We start from the raw sequence: 18261 nt of genomic DNA, 5'->3' as shown, positions 1-18261 counted from the left end.
GGCTCGTCCCGGGTCCGCCGCGCACCGTCTCACACCGTGCCCAGCCGGTTCGCCGTGTGCACGGCGCGCAGCACCGCGGCCGCCTTGTTGCGGCACTCGACGTCCTCGGCCACCGGGTCGGAGTCGGCGACGATTCCGGCGCCTGCCTGGACGTACGCGGTGCCCCCGCGCAGCAGCGCGGTGCGGATCGCGATGGCGGTGTCGGAGTCGCCCGCGAAGTCCAGATAGCCGACGCAGCCGCCGTACAGCCCGCGCCGGGACGGCTCGAGTTCGTCGATGATCTGCATGGCCCGGGGCTTGGGCGCGCCGGAGAGGGTGCCGGCCGGGAAGCAGGCGGTGAGCACGTCGAAGGCGGAACGGCCGTCCGCGACCCGGCCGGTGACCGTCGAGACGATGTGCATGACGTGCGAGTACCGCTCGACGGACATGAAGTCGACGACCTCGACGGAGCCGGGCTCGCAGACCCGTCCGAGGTCGTTGCGGCCCAGGTCGACGAGCATGAGGTGCTCGGCGCGCTCCTTGGGGTCGGCGAGCAGTTCCTCCGCGAGGGCCTGGTCCTCCTGCGGGGTGGCGCCGCGGGGCCGGGTGCCGGCGATGGGGTGGACCATCGCCTGCCCGTCGTCGACCTTCACGAGTGCTTCGGGGGACGAGCCGACCACGTCGAAGGCCTCGCCGTCCCCGTGGGGGAAACGGAACAGGTACATGTAGGGCGAGGGGTTGGTGGCCCGCAGCACCCGGTAGACGTCCAGGGCACTGGCCGTGCACGGGGTCTCGAACCGCTGGGAGGGCACGACCTGGAAGGCCTCGCCCGCGCGGATGCGTTCCTTGATGTCCTCGACGGCCGCGCGGAAGTCGGGGCCGCCCCACAGCGCGGTGTGGTCGGGGAGCTCGGAGGGCGGGAGGACGGCCGGGGGCTGGGTCACCGCGCGGGTGAGGTCGGCCTCCATGGCGTCCAGGCGGGCCACGGCGTCGGCGTGGGCCTCGTCGACGCCGGTGTCCAGGTCGTTGTGGTTGATCGCGTTGGCGATCAGCCAGACGGCGCCCTCCCAGTGGTCCATGACGGCGAGGTCGCTGGTGAGCAGCATGGTCAGTTCGGGCAGTCGCAGGTCGTCCCGCTCGCCGGGGCCGATCTTCTCCAGCCTGCGCACGATGTCGTAGCCGAGGTAGCCGACCATGCCGCCGGTGAAGGGCGGCAGGCCGAGGTCGTGGGCGAGGTCGCGCGGGGTGTGCAGGGTCTCGAGCGTGGCGCGCAGCGCGTCGAGCGGGTCGCCCTCGGCCGGCACTCCGACGGGCGGGGTGCCCTCCCAGTGCGCCTGTCCGGCGCGCTCGGTGAGGGTGGCGGCGCTGCGGACGCCGACGAAGGAGTACCGGGACCAGGACCTGCCGTTCTCCGCGGACTCGAGCAGGAAGGTGCCGGGGCGCTCGGCGGCGAGCTTGCGGTAGAGGCCGACGGGGGTGTCGCCGTCGGCGAGGAGCTTGCGGGTGACCGGGACGACCCGGCGGTCGGCGGCGAGCTTGCGGAACGTCTCGAGGTCCATGCCGGCCGACCTTACTGACCGGGGACGGGCACGCCGGCACCGGCGCCGTCCGGGCGGGTGTCGGTGAGCAGCACGTCGGCGTCGAAGCAGGTGCGGGCGCCGGTGTGGCAGGCGGCGCCGACCTGGTCGACCCTGACCAGGAGGGTGTCGGCGTCGCAGTCCAGGGCGACGGACTTCACGTGCTGGACGTGTCCGGAGGTGTCCCCCTTGACCCAGTACTCCTGGCGGCTGCGCGACCAGTAGGTGCAGCGGCCGGTGGTCAGCGTGCGGTGCAGCGCCTCGTCGTCCATCCAGCCCAGCATCAGCACCTCCCGGGTGTCGTACTGCTGGGCGATGGCGGGCAGGAGGCCGTCGGGGCTGCGCTTGAGCCGTGCGGCGATCTGCGGGTCTAGGCGGCCGGGCCGGGGCGTGCTGGTCATGGGAACCATTGTGCCGCGTGAGGCGGGTGCGCCCGGGTCCCGTCCACCGACTGGAAAGGGGCGGGGCGGGTGGGCGGACCGGGCGGGTCACCGTAGGCTGACCACATGTCGACCCATGCCAAGCGTGAACGACTTCTCCTGGCCGATCTGCTGGAGACGGCGGGCCCCGAGGCCCCCACTCTCTGCGAGGGCTGGCGCGCCCGTGACCTCGCCGCACACGTGGTGGTGCGCGAGCGCCGCCCCGATGCCGCCGGCGGCATCCTGGTCAAGCAGCTCGCACCGCGTCTGGAGCGGGTGATGGCGGAGTTCACCGCCAAGCCGTACGAGGAGCTGATCCAGCTGATCCGTACCGGCCCGCCGCGTTTCTCGCCCTTCAACCTCAAGCAGGTCGACGAGCTGTCGAACATCGTCGAGTTCTACGTCCACACGGAGGACCTGCGCCGCGCCCAGCCCGACTGGACTCCGCGGGAGCTGGACCCGGTGTTCCAGGACGCCCTGTGGTCCCGGCTGGAGCGCAGCGCCCGGCTGCTGGGCCGCGGCGTGCCCACCGGCCTGGTGCTGCGCCGTCCGGACGGGCAGACCGCGGTGGCCCACCGCGGCACGCCCGTGGTCACGGTGACCGGCGAGCCGTCGGAGCTGGTGCTGTTCGCCTACGGGCGGCACGGCGTCGCCGAGGTCGAGCTGGAGGGCGACCCGGACGCGATCACGAAGCTGAACGAGTCCAGGCAGCTCGGGATCTGAGACCTCGTTCCCCCGGAGATCCGACGGATCTGAGGCACCTGAGAGATCGGAAGAAGAAGTCCCATGATCAAGGTCGCCATGACCAGCGTGTACGTCGACGATGTCGCGAAGGCGCACACGTTCTACACCGATGTGCTCGGCTTCGAGACCCGTACCCGGATGGACCTGGGTGACGGCACACTGTTCATCACGGTCGGGGCTCCCGAGGGCGCCCAGCGGGACCTGGAGCTGCTGCTGGAGCCCGGCCAGGGGCCCATCGCGGAGCCGTACCGCAGGGCGGTGCGTGAGGCGGGCCTGCCCGCCATGGTGTTCTCCGTGACGGATCTCCGCGCGGAGTACGAGCGGCTGCGCGGCGAGGGCGTCATCTTCGTGCAGGAGCCGCAGGAACAGGGCCCGGTGGTCACCGCCCTCCTGGACGACACGGTGGGCAACCTGGTCCAGCTCTCCCAGCCCAAAGGCTGAGCGTCGGCGCGCATGCGCCGCCCCCGCAGGGCAGTGGCCCCGGCCGTCACCCGACGGCCGGGGCCACTGCCCTGCGGGGCGTCAGCGGACCGGGTGGCCCGCTTCCCGCAGGGTCTGCTTCACCTGGCCGATGCGCAGGTCGCCGAAGTGGAACACCGAGGCGGCGAGCACCGCGTCGGCGCCCGCGTCGACCGCGGGCGGGAAGTCGGCGAGCCGGCCGGCGCCGCCCGAGGCGATCACCGGGACGGTGACGTGCTTGCGGACGGCGGCGATCATCTCCAGGTCGTAGCCGTCCTTGGTGCCGTCCGCGTCCATGGAGTTGAGCAGGATCTCGCCCGCGCCCAGCTCCGCGGCCCGGTGCGCCCACTCCACGGCGTCGATGCCGGTACCGCGGCGGCCGCCGTGCGTGGTGACCTCGAAGGAGACGCCGGACTCACCGGACTCGCCGGACCCGGTGCGGCGGGCGTCGACCGACAGGACGAGGACCTGACGGCCGAAACGCTCGGCGATCTCCCGGATGAGGTCCGGACGGGCGATCGCCGCGGTGTTGACGCCGACCTTGTCGGCGCCCGCCCGCAGCAGCTTGTCCACGTCCTCGACGGTGCGGACGCCGCCGCCCACGGTCAGCGGGATGAACACCTGCTCGGCGGTGCGGCGCACCACGTCGTAGGTCGTCTCCCGGTTGCCCGACGAGGCGGTGATGTCCAGGAACGTCAGTTCGTCGGCGCCCTCGGTGTCGTACACCTTGGCCATCTCGACGGGGTCGCCCGCGTCGCGCAGGTTCTGGAAGTTGACGCCCTTGACGACCCGGCCGCCGTCCACGTCCAGGCAGGGGATGACTCGGACCGCCAGGGTCATGAACCGTGCTCCTCTATGTCCGCCGAGTGTCTCTGGTGTCCTCGGAACGCTTCCACTTCGACCGACACCAGTACGCGCGAGTCCATGAAGCCCTCCACCACCAGGAGGCTGGTCACCGGGCGCACCGGGTCGAACAGCTCTTTGTGGGCGCGGCCCACCGCGTCGATGTCCCGCGAGTGCGCGAGGTACACGCGCGTGCGGATCACGGCGTCGGCGCCGAGCCCGAACTCGGCGATCGCCTCCAGGGCGGTGCCGAAGGCGACCCTGGCCTGTTCGTACGGGTCGCCCTCCCCGTACAGTACGTCGCCCTTGAACGCGGTGGTGCCGCCCACCAGGACGCGGTCGCCCGCCGCGACGGCGCGTGCGCAGCCGAAGGAGTCCTCCCAGGGGCTCCCGTCCCGCACGCGCCGGACGGCTTCGGCCGTCATCGCACCGCGTCCTTCTTCACGAGGTGGCCTCCAGGGCCTCTTCCAGGGTGAACGCCTTCGCGTACAGGGCCTTGCCCACGATGGCGCCCTCGACGCCGAGCGGGACGAGTTCGGCGATGGCCCGCAGGTCGTCCAGCGAGGACACGCCGCCGGAGGCCACCACGGGGCGGTCGGTGGCGGCGCAGACGTTCTTCAGCAGCTCCAGGTTCGGGCCCTGGAGGGTGCCGTCCTTGGCGATGTCGGTGACGACGTACCGCGCGCAGCCCTCCTGGTTGAGGCGCTCCAGCGTCTCGTAGAGGTCGCCGCCGTCCCGGGTCCAGCCGCGTCCGCGGAGGGTGGTGCCGCGCACGTCGAGGCCGACGGCGATCTGGTCGCCGTGTTCGGCGATGACCTTGGCGACCCATTCGGGGGTCTCCAGGGCGGCGGTGCCGAGGTTCACGCGGGTGCAGCCGGTGGCCAGGGCGGCGGCCAGGGAGGCGTCGTCGCGGATGCCGCCGGAGAGTTCCACCTTGATGTCCATGGCGCGGGCGACCTCGGCGATCAGCTCGCGGTTGTCGCCGGTGCCGAACGCGGCGTCCAGGTCGACCAGGTGCAGCCACTCGGCGCCCGAGCGCTGCCAGGCGAGCGCGGCCTCCAGGGGGGATCCGTAGGAGGTCTCGGTGCCGGACTCGCCGTGCACGAGGCGGACGGCCTGGCCGTCGCGGACGTCGACGGCGGGGAGGAGTTCGAGCTTGGCCATGTCGCTACAGGGTTCCGATCCAGTTGGTGAGGAGCTGGGCGCCGGCGTCGCCGGACTTCTCGGGGTGGAACTGCGTCGCCCACAGGGCGCCGTTCTCCACCGCGGCGACGAACGGCTTGCCGTGCGTGGACCAGGTGACCGTCGGCGCCCGCATCACCGGGTTGTCCGCCGGGAGGGTCCAGTCGTGGACGGCGTAGGAGTGCACGAAGTAGAAGCGGGTGTCCGCGTCCAGACCGGCGAACAGCTCGGAGCCGGCCGGCACGTCCACGGTGTTCCAGCCCATGTGGGGCACGATGTCGGCCCGCAGCGGCTCGACCGAGCCGGGCCACTCGTCCATGCCCTCGGTCTCGACGCCGTGCTCGATGCCCCGGGCGAACAGGATCTGCATGCCGACGCAGATGCCCATCACGGGGCGGCCGCCGGACAGCCGGCGGTCGATGATCCAGTCGCCTCTGGCCTCCCTGAGTCCCTTCATGCAGGCGGCGAAGGCGCCGACGCCGGGGACGAGCAGGCCGTCGGCGTTCATCGCCGTGTCGAAGTCGCGGGTGATCTCCACGTCGGCGCCCGCGCGCGCGAGGGCGCGTTCGGCGGAGCGGACGTTGCCGAAGCCGTAGTCGAAGACCACGACCCGCTTGGTGGCGCTCACGGTCACACCTCCAGCCGGAGGATGCCCGCGGCCAGGCACATCGCGGCGCCGATGCCGAGCACCGCGATCACCCCCTTGGGCAGCTTCTGCTTGCTGAACGAGACGACACCGCCGACGAGGAACAGACCAACGACGATCAGTGCGGTGGACAGGCCGTTCATGCCTACAGGGCGCCCTTCGTGGAGGGCAGGATGCCCGCCGCGCGGGGGTCGCGTTCGGACGCGTACCGCAGGGCCCGGGCCAGTGCCTTGAACTGGCACTCCACGATGTGGTGCGCGTTGCGCCCGTACGGCACGTGCACGTGCAGGGCGACCTGGGCCTGGGCGACGAAGGACTCCAGGATGTGCCGGGTCATCGTGGTGTCGTACTCGCCGATCATCGGCGCCATCTTCTCGGGCTCGGTGTGCACGAGGTAGGGGCGGCCGGACAGGTCGACGGTGACCTGGGCGAGGGACTCGTCCAGGGGGACCGTGCAGTTGCCGAAGCGGTAGATGCCCACCTTGTCGCCGAGCGCCTGCTTGAAGGCGGCACCGAGGGCGAGGGAGGTGTCCTCGATGGTGTGGTGGGAGTCGATGTGCAGGTCTCCCTCGGTCTTCACGGTCAGGTCGAACAGACCGTGCCGGCCGATCTGGTCGAGCATGTGGTCGTAGAAGCCGACCCCGGTGGAGATCTCCGTCTTTCCGGTGCCGTCGAGGTCGATCTCGACGAGGACCGACGTCTCCTTCGTCGTCCGCTGCACGCGTCCTACGCGGCTCATGTGCTCTGCTCCTTAGGGGGTGTGGGGGTGGCCCCCACGTAACTGACCAATTCACGGACCGCGTCGAGGAACGCGTCGTTCTCGGCCGGGGTGCCCGCGGTGACCCGCAGCCGTCCCGGTACGCCGTTGTCCCGGACCAGGACACCCCGGTCGAGGATCTTCTGCCAGACCACGTGGGCGTCCGCGAACGTGCCGAACTGGACGAAGTTCGCGTCGGACGCGGTCACGTCGTAGCCGAGGTCACGCAGTTCGGTGACCAGCCGGTCCCGCTCCCGCTTCAACTGCTCAACGTACTTCAGCAGCGTGTCGGCGTGCTCCAGGGCGGCCAGCGCGGTCGCCTGGGTGATCGCCGACAGGTGGTAGGGCAGCCGGACGAGCTGCACGGCGTCCACGACCGCCGGATGCGCGGCGAGGTAGCCGAGGCGCAGGCCGGCCGCGCCGAACGCCTTCGACATGGTGCGGGAGACGACGAGGTTCGGGCGTCCCTCGAGCAGCGGCAGCAGTGAGTCGCCGTGGCTGAACTCGACGTACGCCTCGTCCACGACCAGGATCGACGGCTTGGCCGCCTGGGCGGCCTCGTACAGCGCGAGGACCGTCTCGGCCGGGACCGCGTTGCCGGTGGGGTTGTTGGGGGTGGTGACGAAGACGACGTCCGGGCGGTGCTCGGCGATCACCTTCGCGGCTGCGGGCACGTCGACGGTGAAGTCGTCGCCCCGGGGGCCGGAGATCCATTCGGTGCCGGTGCCGCGCGCGATGAGTCCGTGCATCGAGTACGACGGCTCGAAGCCGATCGCCCTGCGGCCGGGCCCGCCGAAGGTCTGCAGCAGTTGCTGGATGACCTCGTTGGAGCCGTTGGCCGCCCAGACGTTGTGGACGCCGACGGGGTGCGAGCCGGTCTTCGTCAGGTACTCGGCCAGCCTGGTGCGCAGCTCGACCGCGTCCCGGTCGGGGTAGCGGTTGAGGTGCCGGGCGGCCTCGCGGACCCGCTCGGTGATCCGCTCGACCAGCGGCTCGGGCAGCGGGTAGGGGTTCTCGTTGGTGTTCAGCCGTACGGGGACGTCCAGCTGGGGCGCGCCGTAGGGGGACTTGCCGCGCAGCTCGTCCCGTACGGGGAGGTCGTCGATGGTGACGTTCGTGTCGTTCACTTGCTCTCGGGCACCTTCCAGCCACGCGCCATCTGTTCGTCTCCGACGAACCTCGCCTTGATCGCCGCGCCGTGCGCGGGCAGGTCCTCCGCCTCGGCCAGCGTCACCACGTGGTGCGCGACGTCGGCCAGCGCGTCCTTGGTGTAGTCGACGATGTGGATGCCGCGCAGGAAGGACTGGACGGACAGGCCCGAGGAGTGGCAGGCGCAGCCGCCGGTGGGCAGGACGTGGTTGGAGCCGGCCGCGTAGTCGCCGAGCGAGACCGGGGACCAGGGGCCGACGAAGATCGCGCCGGCGTTGCGCACCCGGTCGGCGAGCGCGGCGGCGTCGGCGGTCTGGATCTCCAGGTGCTCGGCGCCGTAGGCGTCGACCACGCGCAGGCCCTCGTCGAGGCCGTCGACCAGCACGATCGCGGACTGCCGGCCGGACAGAGCCGGGACGATCCGGTCCTCGATGTGCTTGGTGGCCTTGACCTGCGGCTCCAGTTCCCTCTCCACCGCGTCCGCGAGGTCCGCGGAGTCGGTGACCAGGACGGCGGCGGCCAGCGGGTCGTGCTCGGCCTGGCTGATCAGGTCGGAGGCGATGTGCACCGGGTCGGCCGTGGCGTCGGCGAGGATCGCGATCTCGGTCGGGCCGGCCTCGGCGTCGATGCCGATCTTGCCGGTGAAGTAACGCTTGGCGGCGGCGACCCAGATGTTGCCGGGGCCGGTGACCATGGGGGCGGGCGGGCAGGACTCGGTGCCGTGGGCGAACATCGCGACGGCGGTGGCGCCGCCGGCCGCGTACACCTCGTCGACACCGAGCAGCGCGCACGCGGCGAGGATCGTCGGGTGCGGCAGGCCGCCGAACTCCTTCTGGGCCGGCGAGGCCAGCGCGATCGACTCGACGCCGGCCTCCTGGGCCGGGACGACGTTCATGATCACGGAGGACGGGTAGACGGACCGGCCGCCGGGCGCGTACAGGCCCACGCGGTCGACGGGCACCCACTTCTCGGTGACCGTGCCGCCGGGCACGACCTGGGTGGTGTGGGTGGTGCGGCGCTGCGCGCGGTGGACGAGGCGGGCGCGGCGGATGGACTCCTCCAGGGCCGCGCGCACGGCCGGGTCGAGCTCCTCCAGCGCGCGCCCGACGGCGGCGGCCGGGACCCGCACCTGGTCCAGCTTCACGCCGTCGAAGCGCTCGGCGAAGTCGATCAGCGCCGCGTCGCCCCGATGATGCACGTCCTCGCAGATGGGCCGCACCTTCTCCAGGGCGGCCGCGACGTCGAAGTCGGCTCGGGGCAGCAGGTCGCGCAGGGCGGGGCCCTCGGGGAGGGCGTCGCCGCGCAGATCGATTCGAGAGATCACGTGGTCAATTCTCTCAGACCCGTACTGAACGCCGTGCGAGCGTTTCAGTGGCTGATACGGACTCCCCGCGGTGACGCACCGTGCACACCGGGAAGAGCTTCCTCACTTTATGTGTTCGACGGGTCACCCAGTGGGCATGAACCGTTGTACGAAGAGACGAACTCGCAAGTATTCCGAGGAAGTAGTGGGACGGGGAGGAAAGACGTGACCGAGGGCGCGGAGCCGCGCGCCGGGGAGCCGCCGGACGACCTGACCGCCGTGGAGGCGGGCATGTGGCAGGCCTTCCGCAACGGCGGCGTGTACGACCTGAGCAGCGGGGACACGGTCGTCGACGATCCGCACGGAGGGCACCCGTGGGGGCCCGAGCGGACCGTGCGGGCCCGCGTCGTGTGCTGGCTCCTGCTGGACGGGCCGCCCCCGCTGGCCGGCCGGGTCTCCTCGCTGAAGCTGGTCGGAGTGCGGATCAGCGGTGTGCTGGACCTGGCGGGCGGCACGGTGGCGCCGTACGTCGAGATGCGCGACTGCCGCTTCGAGCGGGACGTGCTGCTGCCGGAGGCCCGGTTCACGACGATGCGGCTGGTGGACTGCTCGGTGCCGCGGCTGGAGGCGGCCCGGCTGCAGACGGAGGGCGATCTGCATCTGCCGCGCTGCCGGTTCCCGGGCGGCATACGGCTGACCGACGCCCAGATCGGTACGGATCTGTTGCTCAACCAGGCGGTCGTGCACCGCGACCGCAGCGGCCGCTCGATCTCCGCGGACGGCATGACCGTCGGCCAGGACCTCCAGGCCGAGTTGCTGGAGTCGCACGGCGAGCTGAGCCTGCGGACCGCGCAGATAGGTGTCTCGCTGAGTCTGCGCGGGGCCCTGCTGGACAATCCGTCCGCCCGGCTCGCGCTGAACGCGCCCCAGCTGACCGTCGAGCGGTCGCTGTACCTGACGCCCGCCGGGGTCGGTTCCCAGGCGAGGAGCGGGATGACACCGGCCCGCGGGACGCGGATACAGCGGTTCGAGTGCCGGGGCGGGGTGCGGCTGGACGACGGGCGGTTCGGGGACGCGGTCGACCTCGAGCGGGCCCGGTTCACCCTGACTGACGACCAGGAGCTGTCGCTGCGCCGGGTGCAGACGCCGGAGCTGCGGTTCCTCGGGGAGCGGCCGGCCCGCGGGCGGGTGACGCTGTCGGGAGCGCGGGTGGTCAACCTGGTGGACCGGGCGGACAGCTGGCCGGGGCCCGGTCGGCTGCACATGGGCGGCTTCGCCTACGAGACCCTCGTGCCGCGCGGGCCGTTCTCGCTGGCGGAGCGGCTGGAGTGGGTGGCCGCGGCGAGCGCCGAGTACACCCCGGAGCCGTACGAGCGGCTGGCCGCCGTGCTGCGGGCGGGCGGCGAGGACGAGGACGCCCGGGAGGTGCTGCTCGCCAAGCAGCGCAGGCGCCGCGAGAGCCTGCCGGTGGCGGCCAAGCTGTGGGGTTACGCGCAGGACTGGACGGTCGCCTACGGCTACCGGCCGGGGCGGGCCGCGGTGTGGATGGCGGTGCTGTGGGCGGGCGGCTCACTGGCGTTCGCGCACACGCACCATCCGCCCATCAAGGACGGCGAGCATCCGGCGTGGAATCCCTCCCTGTTCGTCCTGGACCTGCTGCTGCCGGTGATCGACCTGGGCCAGGTGGGGTTCTGGCAGCTGCGCGGCGGCTGGCAGTGGCTCGCGGCGGCGTTCATCCTGCTGGGCTGGATCCTCGCCACGACGGTGGCGGCGGGGGCCACCCGGACCTTGCGCCGCCTCTGACCGCCCCTGACTGCCTCCGAACACCTCCGGCCGCTTCCGACCGCTTCCGACCGGTCCTGCCCGGACCGGTTCCGGCAGCCCTCCCCGCGGCCCCGGCAGCCCCGAGAAACCCGGGGCTTTTTACCCGGCCTTGACCAGTCGGCGTACAACTTTCCGCGACTTCAGTGAAGGGTCTGGCGCTGCTGTGACCTGCGGTCTTTCAATGGTCGACACCATGGCTCTGCTGCATACGTTCACCCGTGCGTCCCAGGTGCGAGGAAAGACGGGCACCGCCTCGCCCCTCGTCCCCGTGCTGCCCGCCGACGAGGAGGTACTCCTCGACGCACCCGACGAGGGACTGGGTCCGGCACTGGTCGGGGCAGCCGCCGGCGACCCCGCACCCGCCGCCGAGCTGCTCGCCGCCACACGGCACAGCGGGGCCTGGGAGCACCGCGACCGGAAGGTGCGAAAGCTCGCGGCCTTCGCGCGCTCGCGCCCCGAGTGGCTGGACACCTGGCGCGCCCTCGAGCCGCACAACCCCGACGTGCTGCTCGTGGACGCCCAGCGGGCGGTGCACCGCGCCTGGGACTCACCGGCCCGCGCCGAGGCGCTGCGCGAGGTGAGCCCGCTGATCACGGCAGCCGCCCGGGCCGACCACCGCGACCCCGTGCCGTGGCGGCTCGCCCTGGACCACGCCCGCGGCGCACACGCCGGGCACCGGTACTTCCAGGAACTGTGGAAGGCGGCGGTCCGCCGCGCCCCGCACCACTACGGCTGCCATGTGGCGGCCCTGCGCTACCTGGCCTCCTCCTGGCACGGTGCGCACCACGAGTGCTTCGACTTCGCCGACCAGGCCGCGCAGGACGCTCCGGAGGGCTCGCTCACGCAGGCGCTGCCGCTGTGGGCGGCCTTCGGTTACCTCACCGACGGCTGCGGTCCCGAGGTGCCGCGCGCCCGGCTCGAAGCGGCGGCCGACCGCGCCGCGTCCCTGTCCGCCCGGCTTCCGGCGGCCCACCCCCGGCCGGCCGAGCTGCGCAACCTGCTGGTCTACGTCCTCCTGCGCCTGGAGCAACGGCCGAAGGCCCTGGAGCAACTGCGTCTCACCGGCCCGTACGCCACCTCCTCGCCCTGGGACCGGGACACGGACGATCCCCTCGGCCGGTTCCTGGAGGTGCGCCGGAGCGTGTACGCGGCGGTGGCCGCCGGTCCCGCCGCCGCCTTCGCCACGGGCTTCGACCATCCACGGAGTGAACGTGGCGGTCGGTTCCGCTTCGGCGACCATTAGGCTTTTGCGTCGTGACCACCGTCCGGCTCCCGCTCTTCCCCCTGAACTCGGTACTGTTCCCGGGGCTCGTGCTTCCGCTCAACGTCTTCGAGGAGCGCTATCGCGCCATGATGCGCGAGCTTCTGAAGACCCCCGAGGACGAGCCGCGCCGGTTCGTCGTCGTGGCGATCCGCGACGGCCACGAGCTCGCCCCGAGCGCCCCCGGCATGCCGGACCCCACGTCCGTGCCCGAACAGGGCCCGGCGGCGGGCTTCGGACCGGACCCGCTGCGGGCCTTCCACAAGGTGGGCTGTGTGGCCGACGCGGCCACGATCCGGGAGCGGTCCGACGGCACCTTCGAGGTGCTGGCGACGGGGACGACCCGGATGCGCCTCCTGTCGGTCGACGCTTCCGGACCGTTCCTGACGGCCGAGCTGGAACCGCTGGCCGAGGAGCCCGGCGAGGAGGCGGGGGCGCTCGCGGAGGGGGTGCTGCGGGCGTTCCGCCAGTACCAGAAGCGGCTGGCGGGGGCGCGGGAACGGTCGCTGACGACCGGCGCGGAACTGCCGGACGAGCCGGGGGTGGTGTCGTACCTGGTCGCCGCCGCGATGATGCTCGACACGCCGACCAAGCAGCGTCTGCTCCAGGCACCGGACACCGCGTCCCGGCTCCGCGACGAGCTGCGGCTCCTTCGCACGGAGACGGCCGTCATCCGCCACCTGCCGTCGTTGCCCGCGTCCGACCTGACCCGCGGACCGACGAATCTCAACTGAGGCGGCAGGAACAGCGGCAAGGACAGCGGCAGCGGCGGCAGGGGCGGGAATGGCCAGGAAGTCCAAGAAGCAGCAGCCGGGCGGAACGCCCGCGACGGTGGCGCTCACCGCGGCCGGGGTGCCGTTCACGGTCCACTCCTACGACCACGACCCGGCGCACCCGTCCTACGGCGAGGAGGCGGCCGAGGCGATGGGCGTCTCCCCGGACCGCGTCTTCAAGACGCTGGTGGCGGACGTCGACGGCGTGCTGACGGTGGCGGTGGTCCCGGTGGCGGGGCAGCTGGACCTGAAGGGCCTGGCGGCGGCGGTGGGCGGCAAGCGTGCCGCGATGGCCGACCCCGCCCTCGCGGAACGCACCACGGGCTACGTCCGCGGCGGCATCTCGCCCCTGGGCCAGCGCAAGAGGCTCCGGACGGTGCTGGACGAATCGGCCGGCCTGCACGAGACGATCTGTGTCTCGGCCGGCCGCCGCGGCCTGGAGGTCGAGCTCGCCCCGGGCGACCTGGCCGAGCTGACCGCGGCGGTGCTCGCCCCGATCGGGCGTGTCTGAACCCTCGACGGGCCCCGCTTCTTCCGCTGATGAGAAGAGGCACGTCGGGACTTGTCGGGGCTTGTCGGGGAGGACCCGCAAACGCAAGTGGCGCACCAGGAAGGGCCGCGCGAACCACGGCAGGCGGTCCCGCCTGAACCGGGCCCCCGCACGCCCCGCCGGGGAGCTACGCTCCCGGGGCCCCGCCGTCCGGCCGCTGCGGTACGGAGAGGTCCGCCGGCGGGAAGGGGTCGGGGTCGCGGGGGCCGAAGAGCGCGGTCAGGCCCAGGTGGACGACCAGCCCGGCGAACGGCCAGGCCAGCAGCGCTCCTTTGGCGCTCAGCTTCAGCGGCGCCTCGAAGGTCACCCCTGCGCCCACCTGCTTCGCGTGGGCGACGACGTCCTGCGCGGGCCCGAGCCACACCCCGAGCCGCCACGCCAGCAACGAGCCGAGCAGCCCGCCGACCCCGAGCGCCACCACCAGCGGCACGCCCCCGCGCCGCCGCACGAGGAACACGGCGAGCGCGCTCACCGCACCGAGCCCCAGGGCGAGCAGCGTGAACGTCCCGTCCACCCCGATGGCCTGCTCGCCCTCGGTGTCCTTGAGGTAGACGACCCAGTTGTCGCCCACGACATCGCCCGTCAGCGGCACGCGTGGCGCCAGCCACCACCACAGCACGCCGAGCAGCACCCCGCCGAGCGCCACCGCCACCGCGGTCACGGCGGCCTCGCGCAGTTCCGTCCTCATCCCGGGGCCGTCCTGTTCGTACCAGCCGTAGCCGGCGTGGTCACCCTGGCCACCGTGCCCGGCGAATCCGGCGGGCACGGCGAATCCGGCGTGTCCGGCGGGCCCGGTACGGCCGTGACCGGCGGACCCGTCCGCGGAGGCGGCGGCCGCCTGGCCGGCGGACGGGGGCTGCCACCCGCCGTGCGGAGAACGGCCGTGCGGAGGCGGTGGTGGTGTCAGAGGTGCGCTCACCCTGACATCGTGCCAGGCCCGGCTGCGCGGCGCGTCACCGGACAGCGGCCCTGCGGTACGCCCAGGTCGCCACGGCCAGCGAGAGCACACCGACCACCCCGCACACCGCGAGGTCGCCCAGGACCAGGGCCCAGTCGGGATGCGGCGCGAAGGTCCGTGCGAGGGCCTCGACGCCGTACGTCGACGGCAGCAGGTCCCGGACCAGGCGTACCGCCTCCGGCATCCGCTCCGCCGGCAGCACGCCCAGCAGCAGTGCCGCCGACATGCCCAGCTGGCCGAGGAGCGTGGCCAACTCGGCCCGCGGCGCGAGCAGCCCCAGCGCGGCCCCCAGCCCGGCGAGCGCGGCTCCCGAGAGCGGGATCACCGCGGCCAGCACCCACAGATGCGTCAGCGGCAGCCCGAAGAGCACGCACCCGAAGGCCGCGGTCACCACGGTCCCCGGCACGGTGAACGAGGCGTAGGCGCCTGCGGCCCCCAGCACCACCGCCGCCGGCGGGACGGGCAGGGTCGCGTAGTGGTCGAGGCCGCCGCCGGCCCGCAGCTGTCCGAAGTACTGCGCGAGCAGGTTGAGCGCGACGAAGGCGACGACCAGGACGGACGATCCAGCGACCACCGCCCGCGCCTCACCGCCGCCGTCCACGACCCCGCGCATCAGGATCATGATCCCGACGGACTGGAAGGTCGCCACGAACAGCAGCGGGATCCGCGCCACCCGCGCCCGGGACAGCTGCGCCCGGTACACGGCCGCCAGTGCGGGCCACAGCCGCGCCCGCGGTCCGAGTACGGCCGGCTCCGGCGCGGCCTCCTCCGCGGCCGGGGCGCCGCCCGGCAGGACATCGGCGGGTACGACACTCACGTCGCGCTGCTCCCCTTCCCATTCCGACGGAGGTTCCCTCGGAGGTTCGGCCGGAGATCCACTCGCATCCACTCCGGCAGTCGTCCTGTTCCGTACGGACACGGCGCCCGGTGCGCTCGGCGCCCCGCCGTCGCTCACGCCTTCACCAGTCCCTGCCGCACGGCACCGCCCAGCGCCAGGTACACGTCCTCCAGACTGGGCGTGGCGAGCGTGAAGTCGTCCAGCGCGGCGAAGGCGGCGCCGCCGGTGACGGTGGCGACGACCGTACGGGCCTCCTCGGGTCCGAGCCGCAGCGTCCAGCGGCGGCCCGACGCGACGGCGCGGTCCACGAGCGCGGCCACCTCGGGCACGTGCAGCGGGGCCGCCTCGCGCCACACCAGGTCGACCCGCACCTCGCCCGCGACCCGCTCCTTCAGCCCGGCCGGGCTGTCACAGGCGATCACCCGGCCCCGGTCCAGGACGGCGACCCGGTCGAGGACGGTCTCGGCCTCGATGACGTTGTGGGTGACCAGCAGCACGGTGGTGCCGTGCTCGCCCCGGCGCCGGTCGACGGCGGACCACACGGCGCGCCGCGCCACCGGGTCCATCCCGGAGGTGGGTTCGTCGAGCACCAGCAGCGGCCGCTCCCCCACCAGCGCGGTGGCGAAGCAGGCCAGCCGGCGCTGACCGCCGGACAGCTTCTTCAGGGGGCGTCCGGCGATCGGGGTGAGTTCCAGTTCGTCGAGGACGGCGTCGCGGTCCGCACGAGCCCGCTTCACGTCGAGGCCGCGCAGGCGCGCGGTGGTCTCGACGGCGAGGGAGACCGTCAGCTCGTCGAGCGCGGTGGACTCCTGCCCGAGGTAGGCGAGGATCCGCGCGGCGCGCTCGGGGTGGCGCACGATGTCGTGGCCGAGGATCCGCACGCTGCCGTGGTCGGGCCGCATCAGACCGGTGAGCTGTCGCACCAGGGTGGACTTGCCGGCCCCGTTCGGCCCGAGCAGTCCGAAGATCTCACCGCGCCGGACGTCGAGCGTCACGTCGTCGGTGGCCCGGACCTCGGGGGTCGCCGGGACCCCGCGGCGTCCGCGGGCCGCCGGATACGTCTTGGTCAGCCCGCGCACCGCGCACACGATGTCGCCATCGTGCCGGAATGCGTGTACCGCGCGCGTGCTCACAAGGAACGAGACTACGGGGTCCGCGGCCCGGTTCCGCTCCCGGGTCGGCCGACCGCCCCAAAAACACCGGCGGAACAACAGACCCGTCGTACCCGCCGAACCCGCCGCGAAGCTCCGTCCCCGCACGGTGGCACGGGCATCGGGCGGGCCCTCGGTCACTCCGCGGCCGCGGCGCGCTCCGTTCCCGTGCGCAGGTCCAGCTCGCGCCAGAAGCCCGCGCGGATGGCGTACCGGTCGCGTTCGTCGATCTGGTCGTCCTTGTGGGCGAGCAGGCCGAAGCGGGCGGCGTAGCGCAGCAGCTCGCCGTCGACGCGGTGCGGGATGCGGGGGTACATGGCGGACAGTTTCTGGATGCCGCTCTGGTCCCCGAGCCGGTCCACCCAGCGGCGGGCGAAGACCTGTCCCACCTCGAAGGGGTCTCCGCCGACCGTGGTGATGTCCTCCTCACGGTCGGCCCATCGCTGCTCCGCGGAGGTCAGCTGGGCGAGCGTCGGCAACGAGGCGGCGTCGGCGGGCTCGGTGACGGACCGGTCGACCCAGCCCTTGTCGGAGGACCAGCGCAGGGTGGCGGACTGCGGCTGCTGGGGGTGCGGGGCACTGGGGCCGCGGAGGGCCGCCAGGTCCTTGGGGGTGGGTACGCCCTTGGTGGCGGGCGACCGCTCGCCGGTGCCGTTGTGTCCGGCGCCGCCCGGGTGCGGGGGTTCCTGCTCGGCCTGCTCGGCGGCCGGCGCGGACTCCGGCAGCGGGGCGGAGAGGATCGCCGCGATGTCGGGACGGGCGGGGGGCGGCGGGGCGCACACCCCGGAGAAGTCCTTGGCCCGCACCGCCTTGGTGATCCACGCACGGTCCAGCACCCGGCGTTCGTCGGCCTCGGCGACCAGGTCCTCGGACTGGTTGTAGTCGCCGTCGGCGGCCTGTACGGCCCACAGGTGGACGGCGACACCGTGCTCCTTGGCCGCCATCATGCCGGGCAGCAGGTCGCCGTCGCCGGTGACCAGGACGATGTCGGAACAGGCGCGGTTGCGGGCCAGCTCGGTCAACTCGGCGTGCATGGCGGCGTCCACGCCCTTCTGCGCCCAACGGCCGTCACTGCGCGTGAGGGCTCCGAGCCGGACGGTCACCCTGGGCATCACCCGCAGCCGGCGGTGCTCGGGCTGCGGCACGCGGTCGGGGGCGCCGTCGAACCAGTAGATCCGCAGCAGGGGCTGACTCGTGTCGGACTCGGCACGGTCGCGCAGCCCCTGGATGAGGGCGGCGTGATCGACGGTGATGCGGGACCGCGAGGGCTCCCCGGCGAGGAGACTGGCGGCGGCCCCCAGCAGATACCCGGCGTCCACCAGGACGATGCAGCGGTCCACGCGATCCACCCTCTTTCCGGGAGGTTTGCTTCGGGCTTGCTTCGAGTCTGCCCGACCGTGCCGGGGTTAACGGCCCGAACTCGATCTTCGGCGTGGCGTTTCCACACTTCCTTCGCCCACTCACCCTGTCACACACGGTAATTGTCCGACATGCGACCATCATTCGGCTATGTGAGTCTGGTCCCGGCCCTGGCCCCTAGATCCCCCACAGGAGGCATCACCATGGCCAAGAACAAGAACCGTGAACGGAAGCAGCAGCCGACCGGGCGCTCCCAGCAGGCGACACAGCCGGCCGCTGCGGAGCCGCAGACCGAGCAGCACGGCCCGCAGATCACTCCCGGCGACGTCGCCCGCAAGGGCCGGCAGAAGCGCTTCGGCCACAACTGACACCTGCGTGAGGCGCCGTTGAGCGCCCCGCGCACGGTACCTGCAGAGGGGTGCGCCCGTCACCGGGCGCACCCCCTCTTACGTCGTGGGCGTCTCTTCCCCCACGCCGGCCGACCGGACC

21 protein-coding genes are annotated in these 18261 nt (G+C 72.8%); 7 read left to right on the top strand and 14 right to left on the bottom strand.

The features are described 5' to 3' along the window. Nucleotides 1–29: 29 nt before the first annotated feature. On the bottom strand, nt 30–1538 hold the full coding sequence (locus tag PYS65_RS27230; protein ID WP_279336578.1) for an anthranilate synthase component I: 1509 nt from the start codon (nt 1536–1538) through the stop codon (nt 30–32). An 11-nt stretch (nt 1539–1549) separates the two neighbouring features. Continuing rightward, the gene (gene hisI / locus PYS65_RS27225; protein ID WP_279336577.1) at nt 1550–1957 is read right to left on the bottom strand and encodes a phosphoribosyl-AMP cyclohydrolase; all 408 of its coding nucleotides are present in this window, start codon (nt 1955–1957) and stop codon (nt 1550–1552) included. Nucleotides 1958–2062: 105 nt separating this feature from the next. On the opposite strand from hisI, the gene PYS65_RS27220 reads away from it, so the two are divergent. Then, nucleotides 2063–2698 (top strand): TIGR03085 family metal-binding protein, encoded by a 636-nt coding sequence (locus PYS65_RS27220; RefSeq protein WP_279336576.1) that lies wholly within the window; start codon nt 2063–2065, stop codon nt 2696–2698. Between the two features lie 63 nt (nt 2699–2761). Continuing rightward, nucleotides 2762–3160, top strand: a complete 399-nt coding sequence (locus PYS65_RS27215; protein ID WP_279336575.1) for a VOC family protein — start codon at nt 2762–2764, stop codon at nt 3158–3160. 81 nt (nt 3161–3241) lie between these two features. On the opposite strand, the gene hisF is transcribed toward PYS65_RS27215, so the two are convergent. The 8 genes from hisF to hisD are packed head-to-tail and all read right to left on the bottom strand — an operon-like array spanning nt 3242 to nt 9079. Further along, the gene (hisF, locus tag PYS65_RS27210; RefSeq protein WP_279336574.1) at nt 3242–4018 is read right to left on the bottom strand and encodes an imidazole glycerol phosphate synthase subunit HisF; all 777 of its coding nucleotides are present in this window, start codon (nt 4016–4018) and stop codon (nt 3242–3244) included. Continuing rightward, the gene (locus tag PYS65_RS27205; protein ID WP_279336573.1) at nt 4015–4446 is read right to left on the bottom strand and encodes a Rid family hydrolase; all 432 of its coding nucleotides are present in this window, start codon (nt 4444–4446) and stop codon (nt 4015–4017) included. Before PYS65_RS27205 ends, hisF begins: the two co-directional genes overlap by 4 nt. 16 nt (nt 4447–4462) lie before the next feature. Then, on the bottom strand, nt 4463–5185 hold the full coding sequence (gene priA / locus PYS65_RS27200; RefSeq protein ID WP_279336572.1) for a bifunctional 1-(5-phosphoribosyl)-5-((5-phosphoribosylamino)methylideneamino)imidazole-4-carboxamide isomerase/phosphoribosylanthranilate isomerase PriA: 723 nt from the start codon (nt 5183–5185) through the stop codon (nt 4463–4465). A gap of 4 nt (nt 5186–5189) precedes the next feature. Then, entirely contained in the window at nt 5190–5831 is a 642-nt protein-coding gene (hisH, locus tag PYS65_RS27195) for an imidazole glycerol phosphate synthase subunit HisH (RefSeq protein ID WP_279336571.1), read from the bottom strand. A gap of 2 nt (nt 5832–5833) precedes the next feature. Next, nucleotides 5834–5992: a hypothetical protein gene (locus PYS65_RS27190; protein WP_279336570.1), complete on the bottom strand. Its 159-nt coding sequence runs from the start codon at nt 5990–5992 to the stop codon at nt 5834–5836. A gap of 2 nt (nt 5993–5994) precedes the next feature. Further along, nucleotides 5995–6588, bottom strand: coding sequence for an imidazoleglycerol-phosphate dehydratase HisB (hisB, locus tag PYS65_RS27185; RefSeq protein ID WP_279336569.1), 594 nt, complete (start codon nt 6586–6588; stop codon nt 5995–5997). Next, nucleotides 6585–7733 (bottom strand): histidinol-phosphate transaminase, encoded by a 1149-nt coding sequence (locus PYS65_RS27180; RefSeq protein ID WP_279336568.1) that lies wholly within the window; start codon nt 7731–7733, stop codon nt 6585–6587. Before PYS65_RS27180 ends, hisB begins: the two co-directional genes overlap by 4 nt. Continuing rightward, on the bottom strand, nt 7730–9079 hold the full coding sequence (hisD, locus tag PYS65_RS27175) for a histidinol dehydrogenase (RefSeq protein ID WP_279336567.1): 1350 nt from the start codon (nt 9077–9079) through the stop codon (nt 7730–7732). The genes PYS65_RS27180 and hisD overlap by 4 nt, the downstream gene beginning before the upstream one ends. Before the next feature lie 204 nt (nt 9080–9283). Here hisD and PYS65_RS27170 point away from each other — a divergent pair, with 204 nt between their 5' ends. From PYS65_RS27170 to ybaK, 4 genes are all read left to right on the top strand, one after another. Further along, nucleotides 9284–10861: an oxidoreductase gene (locus tag PYS65_RS27170; RefSeq protein ID WP_279336566.1), complete on the top strand. Its 1578-nt coding sequence runs from the start codon at nt 9284–9286 to the stop codon at nt 10859–10861. 202 nt (nt 10862–11063) lie between these two features. Continuing rightward, nucleotides 11064–12125 carry a hypothetical protein gene (locus tag PYS65_RS27165; RefSeq protein WP_279336565.1) on the top strand — a complete coding sequence of 354 codons (1062 nt, stop codon included), beginning with the start codon at nt 11064–11066 and terminating at the stop codon, nt 12123–12125. An 11-nt stretch (nt 12126–12136) separates the two neighbouring features. Further along, the gene (locus tag PYS65_RS27160) at nt 12137–12877 is read left to right on the top strand and encodes an LON peptidase substrate-binding domain-containing protein (protein WP_279336564.1); all 741 of its coding nucleotides are present in this window, start codon (nt 12137–12139) and stop codon (nt 12875–12877) included. Nucleotides 12878–12926: 49 nt separating this feature from the next. Then, nucleotides 12927–13427: a Cys-tRNA(Pro) deacylase gene (gene ybaK, locus PYS65_RS27155; RefSeq protein ID WP_279336563.1), complete on the top strand. Its 501-nt coding sequence runs from the start codon at nt 12927–12929 to the stop codon at nt 13425–13427. A gap of 166 nt (nt 13428–13593) precedes the next feature. Here ybaK and PYS65_RS27150 read toward each other — a convergent pair whose 3' ends face one another. The 4 genes from PYS65_RS27150 to PYS65_RS27135 form a co-directional block, all read right to left on the bottom strand. Continuing rightward, on the bottom strand, nt 13594–14385 hold the full coding sequence (locus PYS65_RS27150) for an AAA family ATPase (protein ID WP_279336562.1): 792 nt from the start codon (nt 14383–14385) through the stop codon (nt 13594–13596). 34 nt (nt 14386–14419) lie between these two features. After that, nucleotides 14420–15241, bottom strand: a complete 822-nt coding sequence (locus PYS65_RS27145; protein WP_279336561.1) for an ABC transporter permease — start codon at nt 15239–15241, stop codon at nt 14420–14422. 134 nt (nt 15242–15375) lie between these two features. Continuing rightward, the gene (locus tag PYS65_RS27140) at nt 15376–16350 is read right to left on the bottom strand and encodes an ABC transporter ATP-binding protein (RefSeq protein WP_279338095.1); all 975 of its coding nucleotides are present in this window, start codon (nt 16348–16350) and stop codon (nt 15376–15378) included. 200 nt (nt 16351–16550) lie between these two features. Then, the gene (locus PYS65_RS27135; RefSeq protein ID WP_279336560.1) at nt 16551–17753 is read right to left on the bottom strand and encodes an NYN domain-containing protein; all 1203 of its coding nucleotides are present in this window, start codon (nt 17751–17753) and stop codon (nt 16551–16553) included. A gap of 222 nt (nt 17754–17975) precedes the next feature. Between PYS65_RS27135 and PYS65_RS27130 the strand changes: the two genes are divergently transcribed. Continuing rightward, nucleotides 17976–18140 carry a hypothetical protein gene (locus tag PYS65_RS27130; RefSeq protein WP_279336559.1) on the top strand — a complete coding sequence of 55 codons (165 nt, stop codon included), beginning with the start codon at nt 17976–17978 and terminating at the stop codon, nt 18138–18140. Nucleotides 18141–18261: the final 121 nt, after the last annotated feature.

This window comes from Streptomyces cathayae (genome assembly GCF_029760955.1).
Lineage (GTDB): Bacteria > Actinomycetota > Actinomycetes > Streptomycetales > Streptomycetaceae > Streptomyces > Streptomyces cathayae.
The sequence above is the reverse complement of the archived record's forward strand: the minus strand, read 5'-3'. Positions and strand labels throughout refer to the sequence as shown.

Bases quoted from the DNA above. Each gene is read 5' to 3' on its own strand.
- PYS65_RS27230 (WP_279336578.1), bottom strand. From the start codon at position 1,538: ATGGACCTCGAGACGTTCCGCAAGCTCGCCGCCGACCGCCGGGTCGTC.
- hisI (WP_279336577.1), bottom strand. From the start codon at position 1,957: ATGACCAGCACGCCCCGGCCCGGCCGCCTAGACCCGCAGATCGCCGCA.
- PYS65_RS27220 (WP_279336576.1), top strand. From the start codon at position 2,063: ATGTCGACCCATGCCAAGCGTGAACGACTTCTCCTGGCCGATCTGCTG.
- PYS65_RS27215 (WP_279336575.1), top strand. From the start codon at position 2,762: ATGATCAAGGTCGCCATGACCAGCGTGTACGTCGACGATGTCGCGAAG.
- hisF (WP_279336574.1), bottom strand. From the start codon at position 4,018: ATGACCCTGGCGGTCCGAGTCATCCCCTGCCTGGACGTGGACGGCGGC.
- PYS65_RS27205 (WP_279336573.1), bottom strand. From the start codon at position 4,446: ATGACGGCCGAAGCCGTCCGGCGCGTGCGGGACGGGAGCCCCTGGGAG.
- priA (WP_279336572.1), bottom strand. From the start codon at position 5,185: ATGGCCAAGCTCGAACTCCTCCCCGCCGTCGACGTCCGCGACGGCCAG.
- PYS65_RS27190 (WP_279336570.1), bottom strand. From the start codon at position 5,992: ATGAACGGCCTGTCCACCGCACTGATCGTCGTTGGTCTGTTCCTCGTC.
- hisB (WP_279336569.1), bottom strand. From the start codon at position 6,588: ATGAGCCGCGTAGGACGCGTGCAGCGGACGACGAAGGAGACGTCGGTC.
- PYS65_RS27165 (WP_279336565.1), top strand. From the start codon at position 11,064: ATGGTCGACACCATGGCTCTGCTGCATACGTTCACCCGTGCGTCCCAG.
- ybaK (WP_279336563.1), top strand. From the start codon at position 12,927: ATGGCCAGGAAGTCCAAGAAGCAGCAGCCGGGCGGAACGCCCGCGACG.
- PYS65_RS27130 (WP_279336559.1), top strand. From the start codon at position 17,976: ATGGCCAAGAACAAGAACCGTGAACGGAAGCAGCAGCCGACCGGGCGC.